Consider the following 19033-nt stretch of genomic DNA (forward strand, 5'->3'; position numbering starts at 1 on the left):
AGATATGGAAAAACCAGCTCAAGCCCAATTTATTCATTGCATGCTGATTCCATTGCAAAAGCATTACCTGCTGCTGCCGAACAGTACGATTACTGAAGTTATTCCGAAAGCCACCATCAACTCCTCCTCAACAAGAACAACACCATGGTTGGAATGGGTTGATTGGCAGCAAAAATCGCTGGCAGTTGTCGATCTTGAAACCTTGTTAGCACAGGATGTGGAAACAGTTTATCCGGCCAATAAACTCTGTATCATTGAAGGCATCAATACTGAAGCAGATATCGGTTTTTATGCTATTCCCTGCACAGGCTCCCCCCAACTCATCACCTTAAATGCATCTGCGTTAAAAATGACGCATGATCAGAATGCTTCTGAGTACTTATATTGTCAGATTAAAATCGGCAATAAAGTCGCGTTCATCCCTCATCTTGATAATCTTGAACTGGCTATCAAGAATGCCAGTTAATTAGTCTGAAACGATTAAAATCCGACCTTCGATTAACACAGTCAATCACTCTCAATTTTTATTTATTGATGGGCTGATTTTGTTTGTATATATGGTTTAACATAGTAGCTATGAAACTACTCAAAACACTGCCGTTTTTTATTCTATGTCTGCTGTTAAGTCCTCTGGCTTATAGCGATGATGCCGCGCAACTCGCAAAACAGCGTCAATTATTTCAACAGGCCAAAAAAGCATTACAGGACAACCAGATCCCCCGCTATCAAGCGCTCTATAAACAACTGGATGGTTATCCACTACAAGGATATTTACAGTATCTTTACCTCAATGGCCGACTCAATCAGGCAAGTAATGCATCAATGCATCAATTTCTGACAAAAGAAGATGGCAGCTTTTATGCAGAACGCTTACGCAACTTTTGGTTAAATAAATTAGCTCAGCAAAAAAGGTGGACTGATTATCTGAGCTTTTATCAGGCACCACAAACAGCAACAAGGCAGTGTTATTACCTGCAAGCTTTACTGGCTACCGGCCAAAAACAAAAAGCATTCGAGCAGGCACCAGAATTATGGCTTGTTCCCCACTCTCAGGAAAAAGCGTGTGACCCGGTATTTTCAGCCTGGGAAGCCGCTGGCTTATTAAATAAAGATCTACGTCATCAACGCATGATGTTAGCGCTTCGTGATAATCAGTTTTCTATGGCCAATTACTTAGCCAAATCAACAGCCAATCCTGAACAAAACCAGCTATTAGTCAAACAGTGGCAATCCATTCATGATAACCCTCTCCCTGTTTTGAATGGACTGGCTAAAGATAAAACATTAAGCAAGGATAATGCGCTAAACCGCGAAATCATTATTCATGGTCTACAACGACTGGCCAGACGCTCGCCAGAACAAGCCTTCAACAGTTGGTTAAACATCAAACCTCGCTATCAATTTACGCAACAAGATGTCATTGAAGTCAGAAAAGCCATCGGTAAATGGGCGGCACTTAACCGCGATAAAAAAGCACTGACCTATTTCGGTGATATCCCTGGCGGCGAATGGCAGGCTCGCGCAGCTTTGTGGCAAAAAGACTGGAAAGCCGTAGAGAAAGCTATCAAGCTAATGAACATTGATGAGCTGGGCTCGACACGCTGGCAGTATTGGCTGGGCAGAAGTCAGGAAGCGCAGGGACAAAAAGCAGCGGCTAATCAGACCTTTTCAGCCATTCTCGGCAAACGTGACTATTATTCGTTTCTTGCTTCCGACCACTTAACCCAGCCTTATAAAATGAATCACCGGCCCATACCGGTTACTAAAGAAGAAATGGCAGCACTGAGAAAACAGCCTGCTATTCAACGTTTACATGAGTTTTTTCTGCAAAATATGCATTTGGAAGCGCGCCGGGAAGCCTATCACTTGAAACAGACACGGCCAGATCGCGAGCTTCAGATGATCGCCATGATCACTCATGAATGGGGTTGGCATAATCAAACCATCGCTTTATTAGGTAAAGCACAATACTGGGATGCCCTGGACCTGCGTTTCCCAGTTGTCTATGACGATGCCATGTTGCAAGCTGGAAAAGCTCAGGGGCTGGATCCATCCTGGCTGTTAGCCATTGCCCGTCAGGAAAGTGCCTTTAACCCTGAAGCTAGGTCTCATGCCGGTGCGATGGGACTTATGCAGTTAATGCCGGACACCGGACGATTAATCTCCAAAATCATTAATCGTCCACTCAAACAACTTAGTGAGTTGTACCGTCCAGAACGTAATATCGAACTCGGCAGTGCCTATTTACGCCGTATGTATGATGAAAACCAGAAAAACCCGGTTCTGGCTACAGCGGCATACAATGCCGGACCACATCGCGTGAACAAGTGGTTGCCAGACAGCTCACTTGATGCTGATATATGGGCTGAAAATATTCCTTTTAATGAAACACGGCATTATGTTCAGACAGTGATGAGCTACGCGGCTATTTTTGATAGTCAGCGTAACCAATCCATTAAACCGTTGTCTGAAAGAATGCCCAAAGTAAAATCGGAGTAAGGTTGTTATCGACACCATACAAACTTATCTTGTAGGTGGTTGCGTTCGGGACAAACTGCTTGGAAAACCCGTCAAAGATCGTGACTGGGTGGTGGTTGGTGCCACTACAGACTATATGTTAAAAAACGGATATAAACCCGTAGGTAAAGACTTTCCGGTTTTTCTTCATCCTAAAACTCAGGAAGAATATGCCCTCGCCAGAACGGAACGAAAATCCGGCCATGGTTATCAGGGCTTTACTGTTTATGCTTCACCAGAGGTTACATTAGAAGAAGATCTTGCTCGGCGTGATCTCACGATTAATGCCATTGCAGAATCAGTGGATGGCGATCTTATCGATCCCTTCAATGGCATCAATGATCTAAAGAAAGGCATTCTCCGTCACGTCTCTCCTGCTTTTGTTGAGGATCCTGTCAGGGTTCTGCGAATCGCGCGCTTTGCTGCACGCTTTAATTTTGCCATTGCTGAAGAAACACAACAGCTGATCAAACAGATGGTAGCCAGTGGAGAGTTAGAACATCTTGTTGCTGAACGCGTCTGGCAAGAATTATCAAAAGCGTTACAAACTGACCAGCCATCGGTCTTTTTCACCAGCCTTCGACAGGTGAACGCCCTTTCATGCTTATTTCCTGAAGTGGATCGGCTGTTTGGTGTGCCACAAATACCAAAATGGCACCCTGAAGTCGATACTGGAATTCATGTGATGATGGTTATTGACCAGTCAGCAAAACTAAGCGATGACCTTGCTGTCAGATTTGCCGCTTTATGTCATGACTTAGGCAAAGGTCTAACGCCAAAAGACATCCTCCCCAGTCATGCCGGTCATGAAGCGACAAGCATAGAACTCACTAACAAGTTATGCCAACGTTTACGAGTCCCCAAAGATATTGCCACGCTTGCCGCAAAAGTAGCGGAATACCACACCGATGTTCACTTATTATTTGAATTGGATGCGGCAAGAGTTTTGGAGGTTATCGAAGGGCTGGATAGTTTTCGACGCCCCGAACGCTTTGAGCAGTTTTTACTCGCTGGTGAAGCCGACTTTCGTGGTCGTCCTGGTTATGAAACCGTCGATTATCCTGAAAAAAGGGCCTTTGCAGAATGCTTCCAACAAGCGTCACAGATCGATATCAAGCCACTACTTGAACAAGGTTTGGCTGGTGAACAAATCAAACAAGCCATACGCCAGCAGCGATGCGATGCCATTGAACGCGTGTTATCGACCCATCGTAGAGGCTAATGACCTTGCATAAGCGAACCATTCATCACGTATAATCTAAGCAACTTTTTTCGACTCTAGCTATAGGACGTTACAATGAGCACAGACATTTCAGCCAAATGGACCAGTGTAAACGCTGCCTGCCAACCTCTCGTAGATGCATTAATTGATAATGCTGAAGCATTGCAACTTGAAATCAGTACATTAAGTAATGGCACCCGCGTCGTTGATGCAGGTATCAATTGTACTGGCGGTCTTGAAGCTGGACGTCTTATTGGCGAAATTTGCATGGGTGGTCTGGGTACCGCCACACTTGGGACAAACAGTGGTTTTGCTAACTGGCCATGGTCAGTTAATGTTCATGCCAAAACACCGGTATTGAGCTGCCTTGGTAGTCAATATGCAGGATGGAGCTTATCTCATAAAAGTGAAGACAGTAAGTTTTTTGCTTTAGGATCAGGTCCAGGTCGTGCACTGGCAGCAAGAGAAGAAATCTTCAAAGAGTTTGGTTACAAAGATGAAGCAGAATCTACCGTTATTGTTCTGGAAGTGGATAGTTTCCCACCAGTAGAAGTGGCTGAAAAAGTAGCTGATAACTGTGGTATCAAACCAGAAAATCTAACTTTTATTCTTACCCCGACATCTAGTCTGGCTGGTGTTATGCAAATTGCTATTCGCGTATTGGAAGTGGCAATGCATAAAGCCCACGAACTGCATTTCCCGTTAGAGAAAATTGTTGATGGTTATGGCTCAACTCCTGTCGCACCACCAGGTGGGGACTTTATGACAGCCATGGGTCGCACTAACGACGCTATTCTGTTTGGTGGTCAGGTTCATTTATTTGTCGATGCCACCGATGAAGAAGCGAAAGATCTGGCTGAAAAAATGCCAAGCAATACCTCATCAGATTATGGCCGACCTTTTGCGGATATCTTTAAGTCATATGAATACGACTTCTTCAAAATTGACGGCATGCTGTTCAGCCCAGGTAAAGTGATTGTGACGAGTACTAAAACAGGTAAAAGTTTTACTGCTGGTGAGCTGAATCAGGAATTACTCAACCTTTCTTTCGGACTTTAATTATCTATGGCGACAAATCGCCTTGTTATTTTTAATGACACACATGGCTGGCACAGCGAACAATTAACGCATTCACTGAGCCAGCTGGGTGTCGATGCGGTATTAACTGACTTAGCCGCCTGCCGTATTGATCTTGATTCCCCCACGGGCTTGTATATTCCAGGTTTTGATAATGAGCTACCCGCCGCCGCTATGGTCCGTGGAATTGCGCCAGGATTTCTGGAACAAATCACCCTCCGTATGGATGTTTTACATACCTTGGCTGAACTGGGTGTTCCCGTTTTTAACCCGGCAACTGCGATTGAATACACGGTAGATAAAGCCAGAACATCATTACGCTTGCATCAGGCAGGATTGAGCACCCCCAGAACCTGGGCTTGCGAAGACAGCAGCATGGCAAAACACATCATTACCCGGGAATTGAATATGGGTAATAAAATTGTGATGAAACCCCTGTTTGGCTGTCAGGGTAAAGGCATTACCTTAATAGAAGAGTTAGGCCAATTTGAACAGCTCGCTCCCGTCGGCGACGCTTATTACCTTCAGGAATATATTGCACCTGAGAAAGAAGGGATCTGGCAAGATTGGCGGTTATTAGTCATCGATAATGAAGTCTGTGCAGCAATGAGCCGACGCTCAAACAAATGGATCACCAATTTTGCTCAGGGTGCCAGTTGCTTTGCGACAACAGTCACCGAAGACATGAAACAATTAGCGATAAAAGCCACTGCAGCAGTGAATGCAGATTACGCTGGCGTTGATCTGATTCGTGATAAAGATGGTCATTTTACGGTATTGGAAGTCAATAGCGTCCCAGCGTGGAAAGGCCTTTATCAAGCGACTGGCGTTGATGTTGCTATGCACTTAGCACAAGCACTAATCAGACGAATAGAGCAGAAACAAGCCACACATGCTCTCTGAATCAGACATTAAAGATGCTGTGTTCTGGGCCTGTCAGCAGGAAGTATTAGCGCCTAAACCTGGTAACGTAAATGTCATCAGTGACGGCCATAATATGGTGGTGGAAGATTTTATTAAAAGCGCTCGTGCAATTGCACCCATTATGGCAAAAACTGGCTTGACCGTAGGCGAACGTATTTTGCAATCGGTTCAGGCAACACGACAGGTTGTTAACTGCAATACCAATTTAGGCATCGTTTTACTATTTGCACCACTTTGCCAGGCGATCCAGTATTGTCAATCATTTGATGAACTTCCACAGCGGCTCCAAGTCGTACTCAGTAACCTGACTGTTAATGATGCAATTCATTGCTACGAAGCAATACGTTTGGCTGAAGCGGGAGGGCTAGGCAAGGAAGACGAGCATGATATCAGCGCAGTACCAACCATTACCTTGCTTGAAGCCATGGACTTAGCAAAAAACCGTGATCAAATTGCCCAACAATATGTCAATAATTTCAAGACGCTATGGGATCTGAGTTTGCCAGCATTGACAAAAGCGATAAATTCTGGGGAAAGTGTTGAATGGGCAACCGCTTTCGCGTATCTTAAGTTGTTATCGAAGGCGTTGGATAGCTTGATATCCCGTAAGCAATCCACTGCGCTGGCAACCAAAGTCAGTGAGAGAGCAAAACAGTTTGTGATCCAAATAGAAGAAACGGGTAATTTAGACACCCATTTTGATGCACTCTCTCTCTGGGATAAAGAATTAAAAGAGAAAGCAATTAACCCGGGAACATCGGCAGACCTCATCGCAGCGACATTATTACTGCACAGGTTTGGTCGACTGCTTTCTTTTAATGAATTTCAGTACCACGAAGCATTTAGCGGACGGCACTGAGCAGGTGATACGTTCCTTTATTACGTATAAACCCTTCCTTTCACAATAAGGAGGGAAAAAAATGAGCCTTTTTGACAATTTTTTTGGAACAGGAAAATATAACATGCCAGTTATCGATCGCGTACTTGTAGGTGAATCATTGGTCATCGAAGATGGTGACTTAGACAACGTAGCTCACATTGACTTAATCATGGGTCCACGTGGCTCAGCAGCAGAAGATGCTTTCTGCCGTACACTCACCGACCAGAAACAAGGGGTTAATGGCTTGTTGGCTGTTGTTGCGCCTAACTTAATGGTTAAGCCAGCGACTGTAATGTTCAACAAAGTCACCATCAAAAACATGAAACAAGCCGTTCAAATGTTCGGCCCAGCACAGCGTGGTGTTTCACTTGCTGTTGCTGAATGTGTTGAAGATGGCACAATCCCAGCTGGTGAAGCTGATGACTGCTTCATTTGCGTTGGTGTATTCATCTCTCCAACTGCTGATAGCGATGAAAAAATCCAAGATTGGAACTATCGCGCTACTAAAGAAGCTATCAAACGTGCAGTTGCTCGTGAGCCTAAAGCGGCTGACGTTGTTGCACAATACAAATCTAGCGAACACCCATTTGGTGCTAAGTAAGATTTAAGCAATTCATACATCACTCTTCTACGGAAGAGTGATGTCCCTGCTTAAATTTTCGATTGCTGATTTGCTTAGTTTACCAGTGTGTAGTGCACTGGCAATTAGTGCACCTGCGACTCCCATTTCTAATAATCGTTCTAAATCATCTTCACTACGTACACCACCCGCGGCATACCAGCTCACACTCTGTTTAGCTTCCATTAATAACTTCAGCCACTCAAAATCAGGACCTTGATTCGCACCGATATTATCTAAACTCATCGCGATGCATCTATCTGTCCAGTATGCTGATTCACGGATGGCCTCATGTCCCAGAAGCTGCCCAGACTTTTTATCCAATGACAAAATTGGTTGTTTTTCAACATCAGAACCAGACTTTTCAAGCAAACTGATATCTTTCAGAGTTTCACTACCAAGCACCAGAAATAGTCGGGATGTGTCTGAATAACATAAATAATCCTGCATTTCAGCAATACCCGCATCAAGCCAAATATTCAGCCGTGGAAATGCCGTCAAGATATTTTTATAACGCTGTGGATGATGAACTCCCTTCTCTATCGCATCCAGATCGGCAATATATAACTGCTGAAAAGGGTACCAAGCTAATAAATCGCCAATGACATCCTCAGGTATCACTGATGATGTTAATAACGAAGTCAATGGCTGGTAGTTAGCCCTGTCTCCCCCTTTTGCATGTACAACAATACCATCACGTATATCAATGACAGGTATAATATCCATAGTTCTCAATAGTCCGCTTAAATGACGATTTTTATATATGAACATCTTACCAGTGGAGCCTTGTCAGAAGAGGTATTTTCCGCTGGCTTGATGCGCGAAGGCGAGTTAATGCTTGAAAGCATCTGTCGTGATCTACTGGCATATGGTTATAAAGTCGCGCTCATGCGAGACTCAAGACTGCCAGCACTAACTATCTCTACAGATCGTTTAACGACATATCCTATCCAAAATCAGCTTCAATTCACTGAAACCTGGCAACAATGCCAACAGCACTATGATTTCTTTCTGGTCATAGCCCCCGAAACAGATTCAATACTGTTTAATTTTGTGTTGTCACTGGAGCAGCAACAAAAGCGGATATTTAACTGTAGCTCCAGTGCTATTCGACTTTGTAGTGATAAATATCTCTGCTATCAACATTTAAAAAAACATCATATAACAACACCAAAGACCTTCACAGCAAATGACTGGTTAAGTGAAGATCACGCCACCGAGGCTCAATGGATCATAAAACCAATTGATGGTGCAGGCTGTGAAAACACCTATTGCAGCGATAGTGTTGACACAAGACAACGACTGTCGACATTGCCTAAAGATAAATTTATTGTTCAGACTTATATTTCTGGTGAGAACCTCAGCCTAAGTTTATTTATCAATGAAGGGGAAACTCAACTGCTTTCAGTCAATATTCAGCATATAAAACAAGATCAGCAACAGTTACACTTAGGTTACTGTGAAGCACAGCGTTTTGATATGTTATCTCGTGAGCAGGCATTGAGTTTAGCCAATCAGATTAGTCATTGTATCGATGGGTTAAGTGGGTTTGTTGGTATCGACATTGTAAAAACGACCAATGCCATATATGTCATAGAGGTAAATCCACGACTAACCAGTACCTATGCTGAGCCTGCTATGCGAGAAAAAACAAATCCTGCTGAAACACTTAATAAACAAATACAAGCCTTACTTGCAAAATGACAACAAAAACAAATATAGCTTATTGTGGCTGGGATATTGGTGGCGCTCACCTTAAAGTCGCTGTCGCTGATAATGCAGGAAAACTGCTCAACGTTTTTCAGCTCCCCTGCGCGTTATGGAAAGGTATTGATGCATTAACAGATACGCTACAAACAGCACTCAAACAATTGCCTGACACGCCCACATCACATTACATCACAATGACAGGGGAACTGGTTGATGCTTTTAATAATCGAGAAGAAGGTGTCAAAGCCATTGTTAACTGTGTTGATACTCATCTAAAAGCTGATGACTTGCATTTTTTTGCAGGCCAATCTGGTTGGCTCAATAAAAAACAAGCCATCCTGCAATGGCAAGATGTTGCCTCAATGAACTGGCAAGCTAGCGCAATGCTGGCTGCAAAGCATATCGAACAGGGCTTATTCATTGATATTGGTAGTACGACTTGTGACATCATCGCCATTGATAACTATCAAATTCAACCAGCCGCTACCACCGATTATGGCAGGCAGCGTTCAGGAGAACTGGTGTATACCGGTGCCATAAGAACACCACTTATGGCCATTACTGATGAAGCGCCATTGCATGGCGACCGTATTTCACTCGCTGCAGAATGGTTTGCCAGTAGTGGTGATATCTGGCTGTTATTAGATCAACTTACCTCCCCCGATATTCAGGATGAAAGTGCTGATGGCAAGCCATGGAATGCGGTTTATAGCCAACAGCGATTAGCCAGAATGCTAGGCTGTGATGCACACGATGCTTCCATAGCACAATGGCAAAATGTCGCAGCCTGGTTTGCTGAAAAGCAGTTACAACAAGTCATTAAAGGCTGTCATCAAGTATTAAGCCGATTTCCAGACTGGAAACTATCCAGTCCCATTGTGGGTGCAGGTGTGGGGAAATTTATCGTCGAAAAATGTGCAACCCGGCTGAACCGTCCCTATATCGATTATGCTCAGTTTTGCCAACATCATCCCGAAGCCTCTTGTTTCGCACCTGCAGCGGCTTTAGCTCTTCTTGCCGCACATCAGTTGTCGTAGAATACCTTAATGAATGCTGATTACCCTTCTTTAACAACTGAGCTGCCCTATGTCGAAGATAGTGCCGCTCTTTTTAGTCAAATACGTGATTATCCTTGGCCGGTCATGCTGGATAGTGCCAATACCTCACCAGAAGTAGGCCGCTATGACATTCTCGCGGCAGCACCATTTATTACCTTAGAAACAGCGGCCGGCAGCACACAGATAAGCCATCATCACAATAAGCGAACTGTGACGTTGGATCCTTTTCTGCTGCTTAATGACATATTAAAAGACTATAAACAGCGGACAACCGATTTGCCTTTTGCCGGTGGTGCAATAGGTTATTTTGCCTATGATTTAGGTCGGTATTTGGAAGTATTACCTGAACTTGCTGAAGATGCTGAACATATTCCAGATATGGCGATTGGTATCTATGATTGGGCTGTCATCGTTGACCATAAGTTGAAACGCTGCTGGTTAACCAGTCATGGTCTGGATCCACAAACCCATAAAATATGGCCAGAACTGCTTCAGAAATTAAATTTGTCTACAGCTAAAGAAACATCGGATACATTTACTATTACCAGCCCACTCACCAGTAATTTTGATGAATCTAGCTATAAAGCCGCATTCGCAAAAATCAAAGCATATATTACTGAAGGTGACTGTTACCAGGTAAATCTGGCAAAACGCTTTGAGGTCACAGCTGAAGGCGATCCCTGGATAGCTTATCAGGCATTACGTAAACAAAATTCAGCGCCGTTTTCAGTCTATTTTGACACGGGCAGTGTAACCATTTTGAGCTCTTCACCAGAGCGCTTATTACGCGTTGATGGGGCCAAAGTTGAAACAAAACCGATTAAAGGTACAAGGCCGCGGGATCTAAACAATCCGGAAAAAGACCGCCAGCTTGCTCAATCATTACAGGCCAGCCTGAAAGACCGTGCCGAAAATTTAATGATCGTTGATTTACTCCGAAATGATATCGGCAAAGTGTGTGAACCTGGAAGTATTCGGGTTCCACAGCCTTTTGCACTGGAAAGCTTCGCTACAGTACATCATTTAGTCAGCACGATTACAGGTACACTTGCCAAGACAGAATCTGCCGTAACCTTGCTCAGGGCCTGCTTTCCTGGTGGTTCTATTACTGGCGCCCCCAAGCTTCGGGCAATGGAAATTATTGAAGAACTCGAACCACACCGTCGTGGTATTTATTGCGGAAGCATTGGTTATATTGGCTTTGATGGTAATATGGATACCAATATTACTATTCGCACTATGGTCTTCAGCGATAATCGCTTAAGATTCTGGGCGGGTGGTGGCATTGTGGCAGACTCAGATGCAGATGAGGAATACCAGGAAGTGCATGATAAAGCAGCAGCCATGATCAATTTAATCAAGTTTTTACAATAATATGCGGATTATCAAGCTGGGCGGCAGCCTTTTTCATACCCCAGAGCTGAAACAATGGCTGACATTGTTAAGCAGAGCCAGTGAATACGAAACGGTCATTATTGTACCGGGCGGTGGCCCTTTCGCCGATGAAGTCCGACATGCCCAACGTCTACATCGATTTAGTGACTCAACAGCGCATCACATGGCGATATTAGCGATGTCACAGTTCGGCTTACTGATACAAGATCTCGCGCCAAATTGTCGGCCTTTTTATTATCCAACTGAGCAACCAACCACGCCACTGAAAAACGGTCTTTATATCTGGTTACCTGATAAAAAAGTATTATCTGTCCCGGAGTTGAGACACAGCTGGAATATTACATCAGACAGTATGGCTCTGTGGCTAAGTCAATCCCTAAAGGCTGACGAGTTAAGCATTATCAAACGCAGCACAGTCATCTCCAGTCAAATAAAATCATTGATCAGTCATAATGTACTAGATAGTGGTTTTCTGCCTTTATTCCATCAACAACCAGTGATGACCCGTTTATTTCATTTTCAACAACAAGCCTTGTTCCCTGACAAAGGTCTTGTCCTGCAATGACAGCTGATGAAAAATCCTGAATCCCCTGTCGTTCATCGTTCAGAAGACAAACAATATATCATTGATACGCAACGGTTAATGTCGTCAGACATCTCTTACCAAGACTTAGTTAACGAAGCCAGCTATCATCAACGCGCCGACTGGGCTGCTCATATGACACCGTCATTAGCACCTTATAGTCAATTAGGCATGCAGTTAGCACTACACCACCATGGCAATCTCTTATCTCCGGAGCTTTACCCTAAACTTAAACACGCTGAAAGCGAGATAAAGACAACGTTAGCTCACGAGTTTGGCTTTTCTCATGCACGCTTCACGCATGGCGGATCCTACTCAAATTTAGACGCATTATGGCGGGCAAGAAGTCAGTCTGTTAATAAAAAGGTGGTATACGGCAGTGAAGCTTCACATTACTCGATAAGAAAAGCCTGTGACATTCTCGGTATCACCTTTGAAGCGATTCCCTGCAATACGGCTCAGCAAATCGACCTCGTTGCATTAGAGAAAAAATGTGCACAAGATGCCCCCATCGCGATTATTGCTAATATGGGCACCTCCGCGACAGGGGCAATTGATCCCATAGAAGAAATCACCGCTATTTCAACAAAACATAACTGTTGGTTACATATCGATGCGGCATGGGGCGGCAGTAATTTACTCATCGATGAAAACAATCTGTTTAAGCAATTTATGCCCAAAGTGGATAGTCTCAGCTTTGATCCCCATAAGTCACTGTTTCAGCCACGCCCTTGCAGTGTTTTATTCAGCCATTCAAAACCTGAACATACCCATGACATCAACTACCTCTCCGAATCACCTGAGAAGGCCATTAGCGGCTCTTACGGGGCAGAATTATTTATACCTTTATGGCTAAATTGGAAAATATTAGGAAAAGATTGGTTTATCGATAAGATCAACTACCGACTTGAGCAAGCAGAATATTTTGCAAGCCAACTTCAGAAACAAACAAAATGGCCGATTATTAATCATGGCACTGGGATTGTCTGTTTCAAAGCGGATCATGACGCTCTGTTAGCCCCTTTAGTCGAAAAGGGTACCGTTTCTACCATTAACTTGAATCAAACGTGCTATCACCGTGTGATTTTTGCCGGGCTCGATACTAGTGCAGAAAAACTGCTCAAGGCTTTACACCCTTTTCTTTAATTTGTTTCTGTACGCTATCAAAACGGCGTAACCAGGTAGGCAAATTATTCATTGCACCTGACCACTGATTACTCGCTTTTAAAGCTGCCTGCTTAGATGGATAAACACCAAAAATTAAAACATGCCAAGGTTTGTTATCACGCAAGCTGGTAAAGCGCGCCATATCACCGGTCAGCCCATGTTCTTCAATAAAGGCATCGACTTCTTTGTCATCCCATGACCCCATTAACTGGAATGTGTAATGTTTGGCTGGGCGAGAAAGAATCCACTTAGTGTCGTGAACCTTATCAAGGATACTTGGTTCAAGTTTTTTCACTTGTTTTGGAGCAATTGTTTTATTTTCATTGTTAACTATTTGCTCTTCAGGCCCAGGAACGGTAGGGATTTCTTTTTCTATTTTTTCCTCAGGTTCTGCTTCGACAACTACCTGCTCAGCTTCAGCCGACGGCATCAATTTTTCCTGATCTTGAGCACTTGATGTTTCTGACGCTGGCGTTGGGATTTCTGCAAGCAAGGCCTCTAGTTTTTCTCGCTCAGATAGCATTTTGGCTTCTTTCTCTTGCTCATCGCCCACCACTACTGTAGCCAGCTTATTATCCTCTGCGGAAATATCTTCAGGTAATTCCAGTGTGTTCTGTGATACTGTAGATGCAGATATCCAGTCATTGATTCGATTCTGGAAAACCAGAATAAGCACAATAACAGCAGCAAGTGAAATACCACCGCTCCATCGAAGCCAGTTAATCTGACCCAAGGAAATTTTAGGCGTACGTCTCCAGGTTTTTGCCTTGATACCCAGCAATTGTTGATGAGCCAGAGCATTTAACCGCGCAAGATTACCAGCAGAGGCCTTACTTAAATACTGAATTTCTTTTGGCGAAAAAGGGCTGTCGCCCTGATATCCGGCGCTTTTCAAACGATGTAGTAAATACGCTTCGGTCTCAATAAATTCCAGCGGTGGTAAATCCAACCACTGTGTAGAAACAAGATTAAATTTCGTCTCTGCCGTCATCGAAAGAACAGCTTGCAGAATGGGTTGCTGTTCATCATCCTGCCAGCTCAGGCAACTGTGTAATAGTTGCTGCTCAGGCTCAGATAAAAGTTGTACGTCATCTACTAGCAATACCGGTGTGATATTGAGTTTTTTTAGATGACTCAACCGCTCTTTTAATAGATTCGCCAATGATTTTTCATCATTTGTCGACGCAAGTTCAGTAGCTAATGCCTTTAGCATGCCCTGATATTGTTCAAGTGTGGAAATATTATTACGCCAGCGATAAAAGCGCATATCCGACGTCGTTTGACGCTGTAATTGTTGCAGTAACGTCGTTTTTCCTAAGCCAGTGTCAGCTTGCAACAATATCGGTGTGGAAGTGGATCTTAATAAATGCAGAATAAGCAAACGACGTTGCTTAATATATCGGCCATCAAAAAAATCTTCCGCAGATTTGACTTCAGAAAAAGGTAAACGCTGTAAGGCCAGCTTAGTGATATATGCTGGCTCAGGCGATGTTGCCGCAATATCACTCATCTATCACCTACTGTTTTTCCTGAAATGCCACCAGCGTTTCTTGCAGCTTTTCTACATCATAATCATCACTGATGATGGCCTTACCAATACCTTTTAAGAGTACAAGACGGATAACGCCATCCTGCACTTTTTTATCCACAGACATCAGGGATAAAAATTTCTGAGCAGACATTTCCTGTGGGCTTTGAACAGGAAGTCCAGCAGCGAGAAACAAATCGGCAATTCGGCTCACTTCATCGGCAGACATCCAACCTTGCCGTGCAGAGAGATCTGCCGCCATCAACATACCAGTTGCAATCGCTTCGCCATGTAGCCAATTACCATAGCCCATGCCAGTTTCAATGGCATGGCCAAAGGTATGACCTAAATTCAATAAGGCACGAACATCCTGCTCTGTCTCATCTTTGGCAACAATATCCGCTTTATCCTGACATGAGCGTTCAATGGCGTAAGCCAAGGCTTGGGAGTCACGTTGTTTTAATGCTGAGATATTTTTTTCTAACCACTCAAAAAAGTCCAGGTCATTGATCAAACCATATTTAATGACTTCGGCAAGACCCGATGCTAATTGTCGGTCATCCAACGTATTGAGTGTATTGGTATCAGCGACCACGCACTGAGGCTGATAAAAAGCGCCGATCATGTTCTTACCCAAAGCATGATTAACCGCTGTTTTCCCACCCACAGAAGAATCCACTTGTGACAATAATGTGGTGGGTATTTGAATAAAGGGTACACCACGCTGATAGCAAGCGGCTGCAAACCCTGTCATATCGCCAATCACACCACCACCTAATGCAATCAAAGTCACTTGTCTGGAAAACTGCTCAGACAGTAACTTGTCAAAGATATGATTCATGACCTCCAGAGTTTTGTATGATTCGCCATCAGGAAGCACCACCGAGTCACATTTAAATTCTGTCAACAGAGCACTTACTTTATCGAGATATAAAGGTGCGATTGTTTCATTGGTCACAATCAATACTTCCTGACGTTTAATATGCTTTGTAAGGAGTTCTTTCTGTGACAATAAGTCAGTACCGATGTATATCGGGTAGCTTCGCTCTGCTAATTCAACCTGTAACGTTTTCATGAGTTCTTCTTTTCTTGTCTAATTCTTTCAGCCTACGGATAACTTCATTTACAGTGTGCTGGACGGATTGTTCACCGGTTTTTATTATGATGTCAGCCACGTCACGATAGAGTGGTTCACGAATAGTGAGCAAATTTTCGATTTGTTTACGTCTATCCGTATTTTGTAACAATGGCCGTTTTTTATCTCTGGCCGTGCGCCGATATAACTGTTCGGCTGAGGCTGATAAATAAATCACCTGGCCACGAGACTTCAGGCATTGTCGATTCTGCTCGGATAAAACGGCACCACCACCTGTAGCCACGACCACATTTTTTAGCTCTGTCAGCTCGTCAATCGCTTTGGATTCACGTTCTCTAAAACCCGACTCGCCTTCCATCTCAAAAATCCAGGAAATCGAGACGCCTGTACGCTTTTCGATGACTTTATCGCTATCATAAAATTTTCTATGCAGAACTTTAGCCAGTTGTCTACCAATCGTAGACTTCCCTGATCCCATCGGCCCAACAAGAAATATATTACCTAAACTCAATGTGGTTTATCCAAATGCTGATGACAAAAAAGCCGGCTCATACAAGACCCGGCTTTTTGATTTTAACTGAAAATGACTGATTTCAGTATTGAAAACCTTCTTTTACAATTTTTGGTGTAATGAAAACAAGTAGTTCGCGCTTTGTATCTGTTTTATTCGTATTTCTGAACATAAAGCCGACATAGGGTAAATCACCAAAAAATGGCACACGTTCTACCGTATCAGATTTTGTTTGTTCATAAATACCACCAAGCACGACGGTTTCACCATTGTCGACCAACACTTGAGTCTGAACTTTTCGAGTATCTATACTCGGAATACCATTAAAAAGGCTACCTACTGCATCTTTACTGACTTCCAAATCCATGACAATACGATCATCAGGGGTAATTTGAGGTGTCACATCCAGCTTAAGAACAGCTTCTTTGAAAGATACATTCGTCGCACCACTTGAAGTTGCTTCCTGATATGGGATTTCTGTGCCCTGCTCAATCGTAGCTTGCTTTTGGTTAGAGGTGATCACTCGTGGAGATGAGATAACCTCACCTTTACCTTCTGTTTCCATGGCTGATAATTCAAGCTCAAGAATCATGCCTAGCGGTAATTTTGTTAATGCAAGACCAATAGTGCCTGCGGCATCACTAACAGGTAGATTAACATTTAAATCCTGTCCAAGTGCTCTGGCTCCTGTTGCAGGAGTCACACTACCTGTGTCGGTGACTGACAAATCACTGAGTGATGACGAAGTAGCAGCACCCAAGGTATTACTTTTTGCAGAGGCTCCAAACCGCACACCTAATTCATTTTCGAAATCATTATTGGCAATAACGATTCGTGATTCAATCAGTACTTGTCTGACAGGTTTATCCAACTGTTCAATCACTTGACCAATTTCAGTCAGGCTCTTCGCTGTGTCACGAATTAACAGAGAGTTTGTTCTGGCATCAATCGTAATATTACCTCGGGCTGATAAGAAACCTGACTCTTTACCATCGCCTTGCAACAAAGTCGCCAGTTCATCAGCTTTGGCAAACTTGATTTCTTTGATCTCCGTATACAAAGGCTCTAACTCAACTAGCTGTTTTTGTGCTTCCAGCTCTTGTTTTTCTCTTGCCGCAATTTCTGCTGCCGGTGCCACTAACATCACATTGCCATTTTGTCTCATGGCCAGGCCTTTTGTTTTTAAAATGATATCTAAGGCCTGATCCCAAGGGACATTTTTCAAACGTAGAGTAAGATTGCCCGTTACTGTATCACTGGTGACCAGATTCATTCCTGTGAAATCAGCCAAGAGTTGTAGTACCGCTCTCACTTCAATATTCTGGAAATTCAATGAGAGTTTTTCGCCGGTGTAGCCAAACTCATTTCGGCCACCTTTTTTCAACTCATCTTCTGCTACAGGTTTAACTTCCACCACCAGTGTATTTTCAGATTGATAGGCAAGGTGCTCATATTTACCTTTTGTTGTGAGCGTTAGCTGCGTCCCACCATTTTTACTTTCAGTATCCACAAACTGTACTGGTGTAGCAAAATCCATCACATCCAGACGGCGATGAAGTTTTTCCGGCAAAGAAACATTGCTCAAATCAACAACAATATTTCCCCGCTCCTGTTTAACATCCATAGAGGCATTATCATTAGCGAGTTTTAATATCAAACGGGCCTGGCCGTCATCACCTCGACGAAAATCAATATCTGTCACACTATTTGTTGCCGATGTTGTACTTGTTTTATTTTTGGCCACATTGACACTATCGATGGTAACGGTCATCTGATTATTGTCACGGCTTATTGTATAAGGCACTTTTTGCAGTAGATTAATAACCATTCTAGTGCGATCCCCTGCTTCCACAGCAGCGATACTTTTAGTCACACCAACATTTACCTGTTTGACTCTCTGTGGCAGTGCATTTTTGACACCAGCAAAATCAATCACAATCCTGGCGGGATCATCTGTCGAAAAACTATGTGGTTCAGGAAAATCACCAGAGAACTGCACCTGTATTTTTGCTTTATCACCAGGCAGTGCAGTGAAATCTACAGCCGTCATTTCTGCGGCATTGACGCTATTTGATGCCATTAGAAAAGCGGTTAACCAGAATAAATGCTGTTTCAATCTAACGCTCCAACTCGGCTTGGTTTGTAATGATTGCTGTGTATCCATGACTTTTCCATCTCTAATCATTTTCATTGACTAATTTACCTCTACCGCCGGAACGGAAGTCTCACGTTCGATATAACCACCACCGCCCTGAGGAACAATTTCCTTGAGAACCAATTTGGAATCACTGATTTCCATGATTTTGCCGTTATTCTGGCCCATATAGTTACCTGTCTGCACACGGTGTATGACACCATCCGGTGCTCTCACCAAAGCCCAAACCTGCTCTTGCTCCAATGTACCTACATACTGCAACTGTGATAAATCGAAAAATTCTAATACTTCTTTTCGTCTGTTTTCGTCGGGACGAATACCATTATCAACAACAGGCTCTGGTGCGGGCTGCGGGACATCAATCACAGTTGGAACAAACGGGTCTCTCAAGTTTGAAGCCGCATACGCAAACTTCTCATAGGGTTTCATAACAGGTATCGGCTCTATATCCGATTTCTGTTGACTTTTCACCTGAGCTATATAGGCATTCAAATCGGCTTTATCCTGATTACAAGCTGCTAGTGAGCATACAAGAAGCAGCGATAAGGCCCATTTAAATATAAGGTTTGATGATGGGTAAATTGTGTTCAT

At 43.4% G+C, this 19033-nt stretch carries 18 protein-coding genes; 12 read left to right on the plus strand and 6 right to left on the minus strand.

Translation table 11 applies throughout. The features are described from left to right. The first annotated feature begins 4 nt into the window (after window positions 1-4). The 7 genes from MAMP_RS00255 to fae all read left to right on the plus strand — a co-directional run bounded on the left by MAMP_RS00255 (window position 5) and on the right by fae (window position 7221). Window positions 5-466: a chemotaxis protein CheW gene (locus tag MAMP_RS00255; RefSeq protein ID WP_139031813.1), complete on the plus strand. Its 462-nt coding sequence runs from the start codon at window positions 5-7 to the stop codon at window positions 464-466. Window positions 467-576: 110 nt separating this feature from the next. Next, complete coding sequence (locus MAMP_RS00260; RefSeq protein ID WP_007143947.1) at window positions 577-2499, plus strand: transglycosylase SLT domain-containing protein; 1923 nt, start codon at window positions 577-579, stop codon at window positions 2497-2499. 16 nt (window positions 2500-2515) lie between these two features. Then, entirely contained in the window at window positions 2516-3739 is a 1224-nt protein-coding gene (locus MAMP_RS00265; RefSeq protein ID WP_040576089.1) for a multifunctional CCA addition/repair protein, read from the plus strand. 75 nt (window positions 3740-3814) lie between these two features. Next, window positions 3815-4798, plus strand: a complete 984-nt coding sequence (gene mch / locus MAMP_RS00270) for a methenyltetrahydromethanopterin cyclohydrolase (RefSeq protein WP_007143949.1) — start codon at window positions 3815-3817, stop codon at window positions 4796-4798. Between the two features lie 6 nt (window positions 4799-4804). Then, a complete protein-coding gene (locus MAMP_RS00275) occupies window positions 4805-5719 on the plus strand; it encodes an ATP-grasp domain-containing protein (protein ID WP_007143950.1) in 915 nt (304 codons plus the stop codon). Then, window positions 5709-6599, plus strand: coding sequence for a triphosphoribosyl-dephospho-CoA synthase (locus MAMP_RS00280; RefSeq protein WP_007143951.1), 891 nt, complete (start codon window positions 5709-5711; stop codon window positions 6597-6599). The genes MAMP_RS00275 and MAMP_RS00280 overlap by 11 nt, the downstream gene beginning before the upstream one ends. Window positions 6600-6702: 103 nt before the next feature. Next, window positions 6703-7221 carry a formaldehyde-activating enzyme gene (gene fae / locus MAMP_RS00285; RefSeq protein ID WP_007143952.1) on the plus strand — a complete coding sequence of 173 codons (519 nt, stop codon included), beginning with the start codon at window positions 6703-6705 and terminating at the stop codon, window positions 7219-7221. Between the two features lie 27 nt (window positions 7222-7248). On the opposite strand, the gene MAMP_RS00290 is transcribed toward fae, so the two are convergent. Then, entirely contained in the window at window positions 7249-7965 is a 717-nt protein-coding gene (locus tag MAMP_RS00290) for a HisA/HisF-related TIM barrel protein (RefSeq protein ID WP_007143953.1), read from the minus strand. A gap of 21 nt (window positions 7966-7986) precedes the next feature. Here MAMP_RS00290 and MAMP_RS00295 point away from each other — a divergent pair, with 21 nt between their 5' ends. From MAMP_RS00295 to MAMP_RS00315, 5 genes are read left to right on the plus strand one after another with little or no spacing between them, the layout of a single operon-like run. After that, window positions 7987-8943: an ATP-grasp domain-containing protein gene (locus tag MAMP_RS00295; RefSeq protein ID WP_040576090.1), complete on the plus strand. Its 957-nt coding sequence runs from the start codon at window positions 7987-7989 to the stop codon at window positions 8941-8943. Beyond that, entirely contained in the window at window positions 8940-9986 is a 1047-nt protein-coding gene (locus MAMP_RS00300; RefSeq protein WP_007143955.1) for a hydantoinase/oxoprolinase family protein, read from the plus strand. The genes MAMP_RS00295 and MAMP_RS00300 overlap by 4 nt, the downstream gene beginning before the upstream one ends. Before the next feature lie 9 nt (window positions 9987-9995). Further along, window positions 9996-11381 carry an aminodeoxychorismate synthase component I gene (gene pabB, locus MAMP_RS00305; RefSeq protein WP_007143956.1) on the plus strand — a complete coding sequence of 462 codons (1386 nt, stop codon included), beginning with the start codon at window positions 9996-9998 and terminating at the stop codon, window positions 11379-11381. 1 nt (window position 11382) lies between these two features. Then, on the plus strand, window positions 11383-11967 hold the full coding sequence (locus MAMP_RS00310; RefSeq protein WP_007143957.1) for an amino acid kinase family protein: 585 nt from the start codon (window positions 11383-11385) through the stop codon (window positions 11965-11967). Between the two features lie 6 nt (window positions 11968-11973). Continuing rightward, window positions 11974-13131, plus strand: a complete 1158-nt coding sequence (locus tag MAMP_RS00315) for a pyridoxal phosphate-dependent decarboxylase family protein (RefSeq protein ID WP_007143958.1) — start codon at window positions 11974-11976, stop codon at window positions 13129-13131. Here the strand turns inward: MAMP_RS00315 and MAMP_RS00320 are convergent. The 5 genes from MAMP_RS00320 to MAMP_RS00340 form a co-directional block, all read right to left on the minus strand. Then, window positions 13106-14662, minus strand: coding sequence for an SPOR domain-containing protein (locus MAMP_RS00320; protein WP_007143959.1), 1557 nt, complete (start codon window positions 14660-14662; stop codon window positions 13106-13108). The two genes, MAMP_RS00315 and MAMP_RS00320, sit on opposite strands and share 26 nt — an antisense overlap. Window positions 14663-14669: 7 nt before the next feature. After that, on the minus strand, window positions 14670-15755 hold the full coding sequence (aroB, locus tag MAMP_RS00325; RefSeq protein WP_007143960.1) for a 3-dehydroquinate synthase: 1086 nt from the start codon (window positions 15753-15755) through the stop codon (window positions 14670-14672). Beyond that, window positions 15736-16287 (minus strand): shikimate kinase AroK, encoded by a 552-nt coding sequence (aroK, locus tag MAMP_RS00330; RefSeq protein WP_139031814.1) that lies wholly within the window; start codon window positions 16285-16287, stop codon window positions 15736-15738. The genes aroB and aroK overlap by 20 nt, the downstream gene beginning before the upstream one ends. Before the next feature lie 82 nt (window positions 16288-16369). After that, window positions 16370-18478, minus strand: a complete 2109-nt coding sequence (gene pilQ / locus MAMP_RS00335) for a type IV pilus secretin PilQ (RefSeq protein ID WP_007143962.1) — start codon at window positions 18476-18478, stop codon at window positions 16370-16372. Between the two features lie 3 nt (window positions 18479-18481). After that, window positions 18482-19033, minus strand: coding sequence for a pilus assembly protein PilP (locus tag MAMP_RS00340; protein WP_007143963.1), 552 nt, complete (start codon window positions 19031-19033; stop codon window positions 18482-18484).

It is taken from the genome of Methylophaga thalassica MP (assembly GCF_000214595.1).
Classification (GTDB): Bacteria; Pseudomonadota; Gammaproteobacteria; order Nitrosococcales; family Methylophagaceae; genus Methylophaga; species Methylophaga thalassica.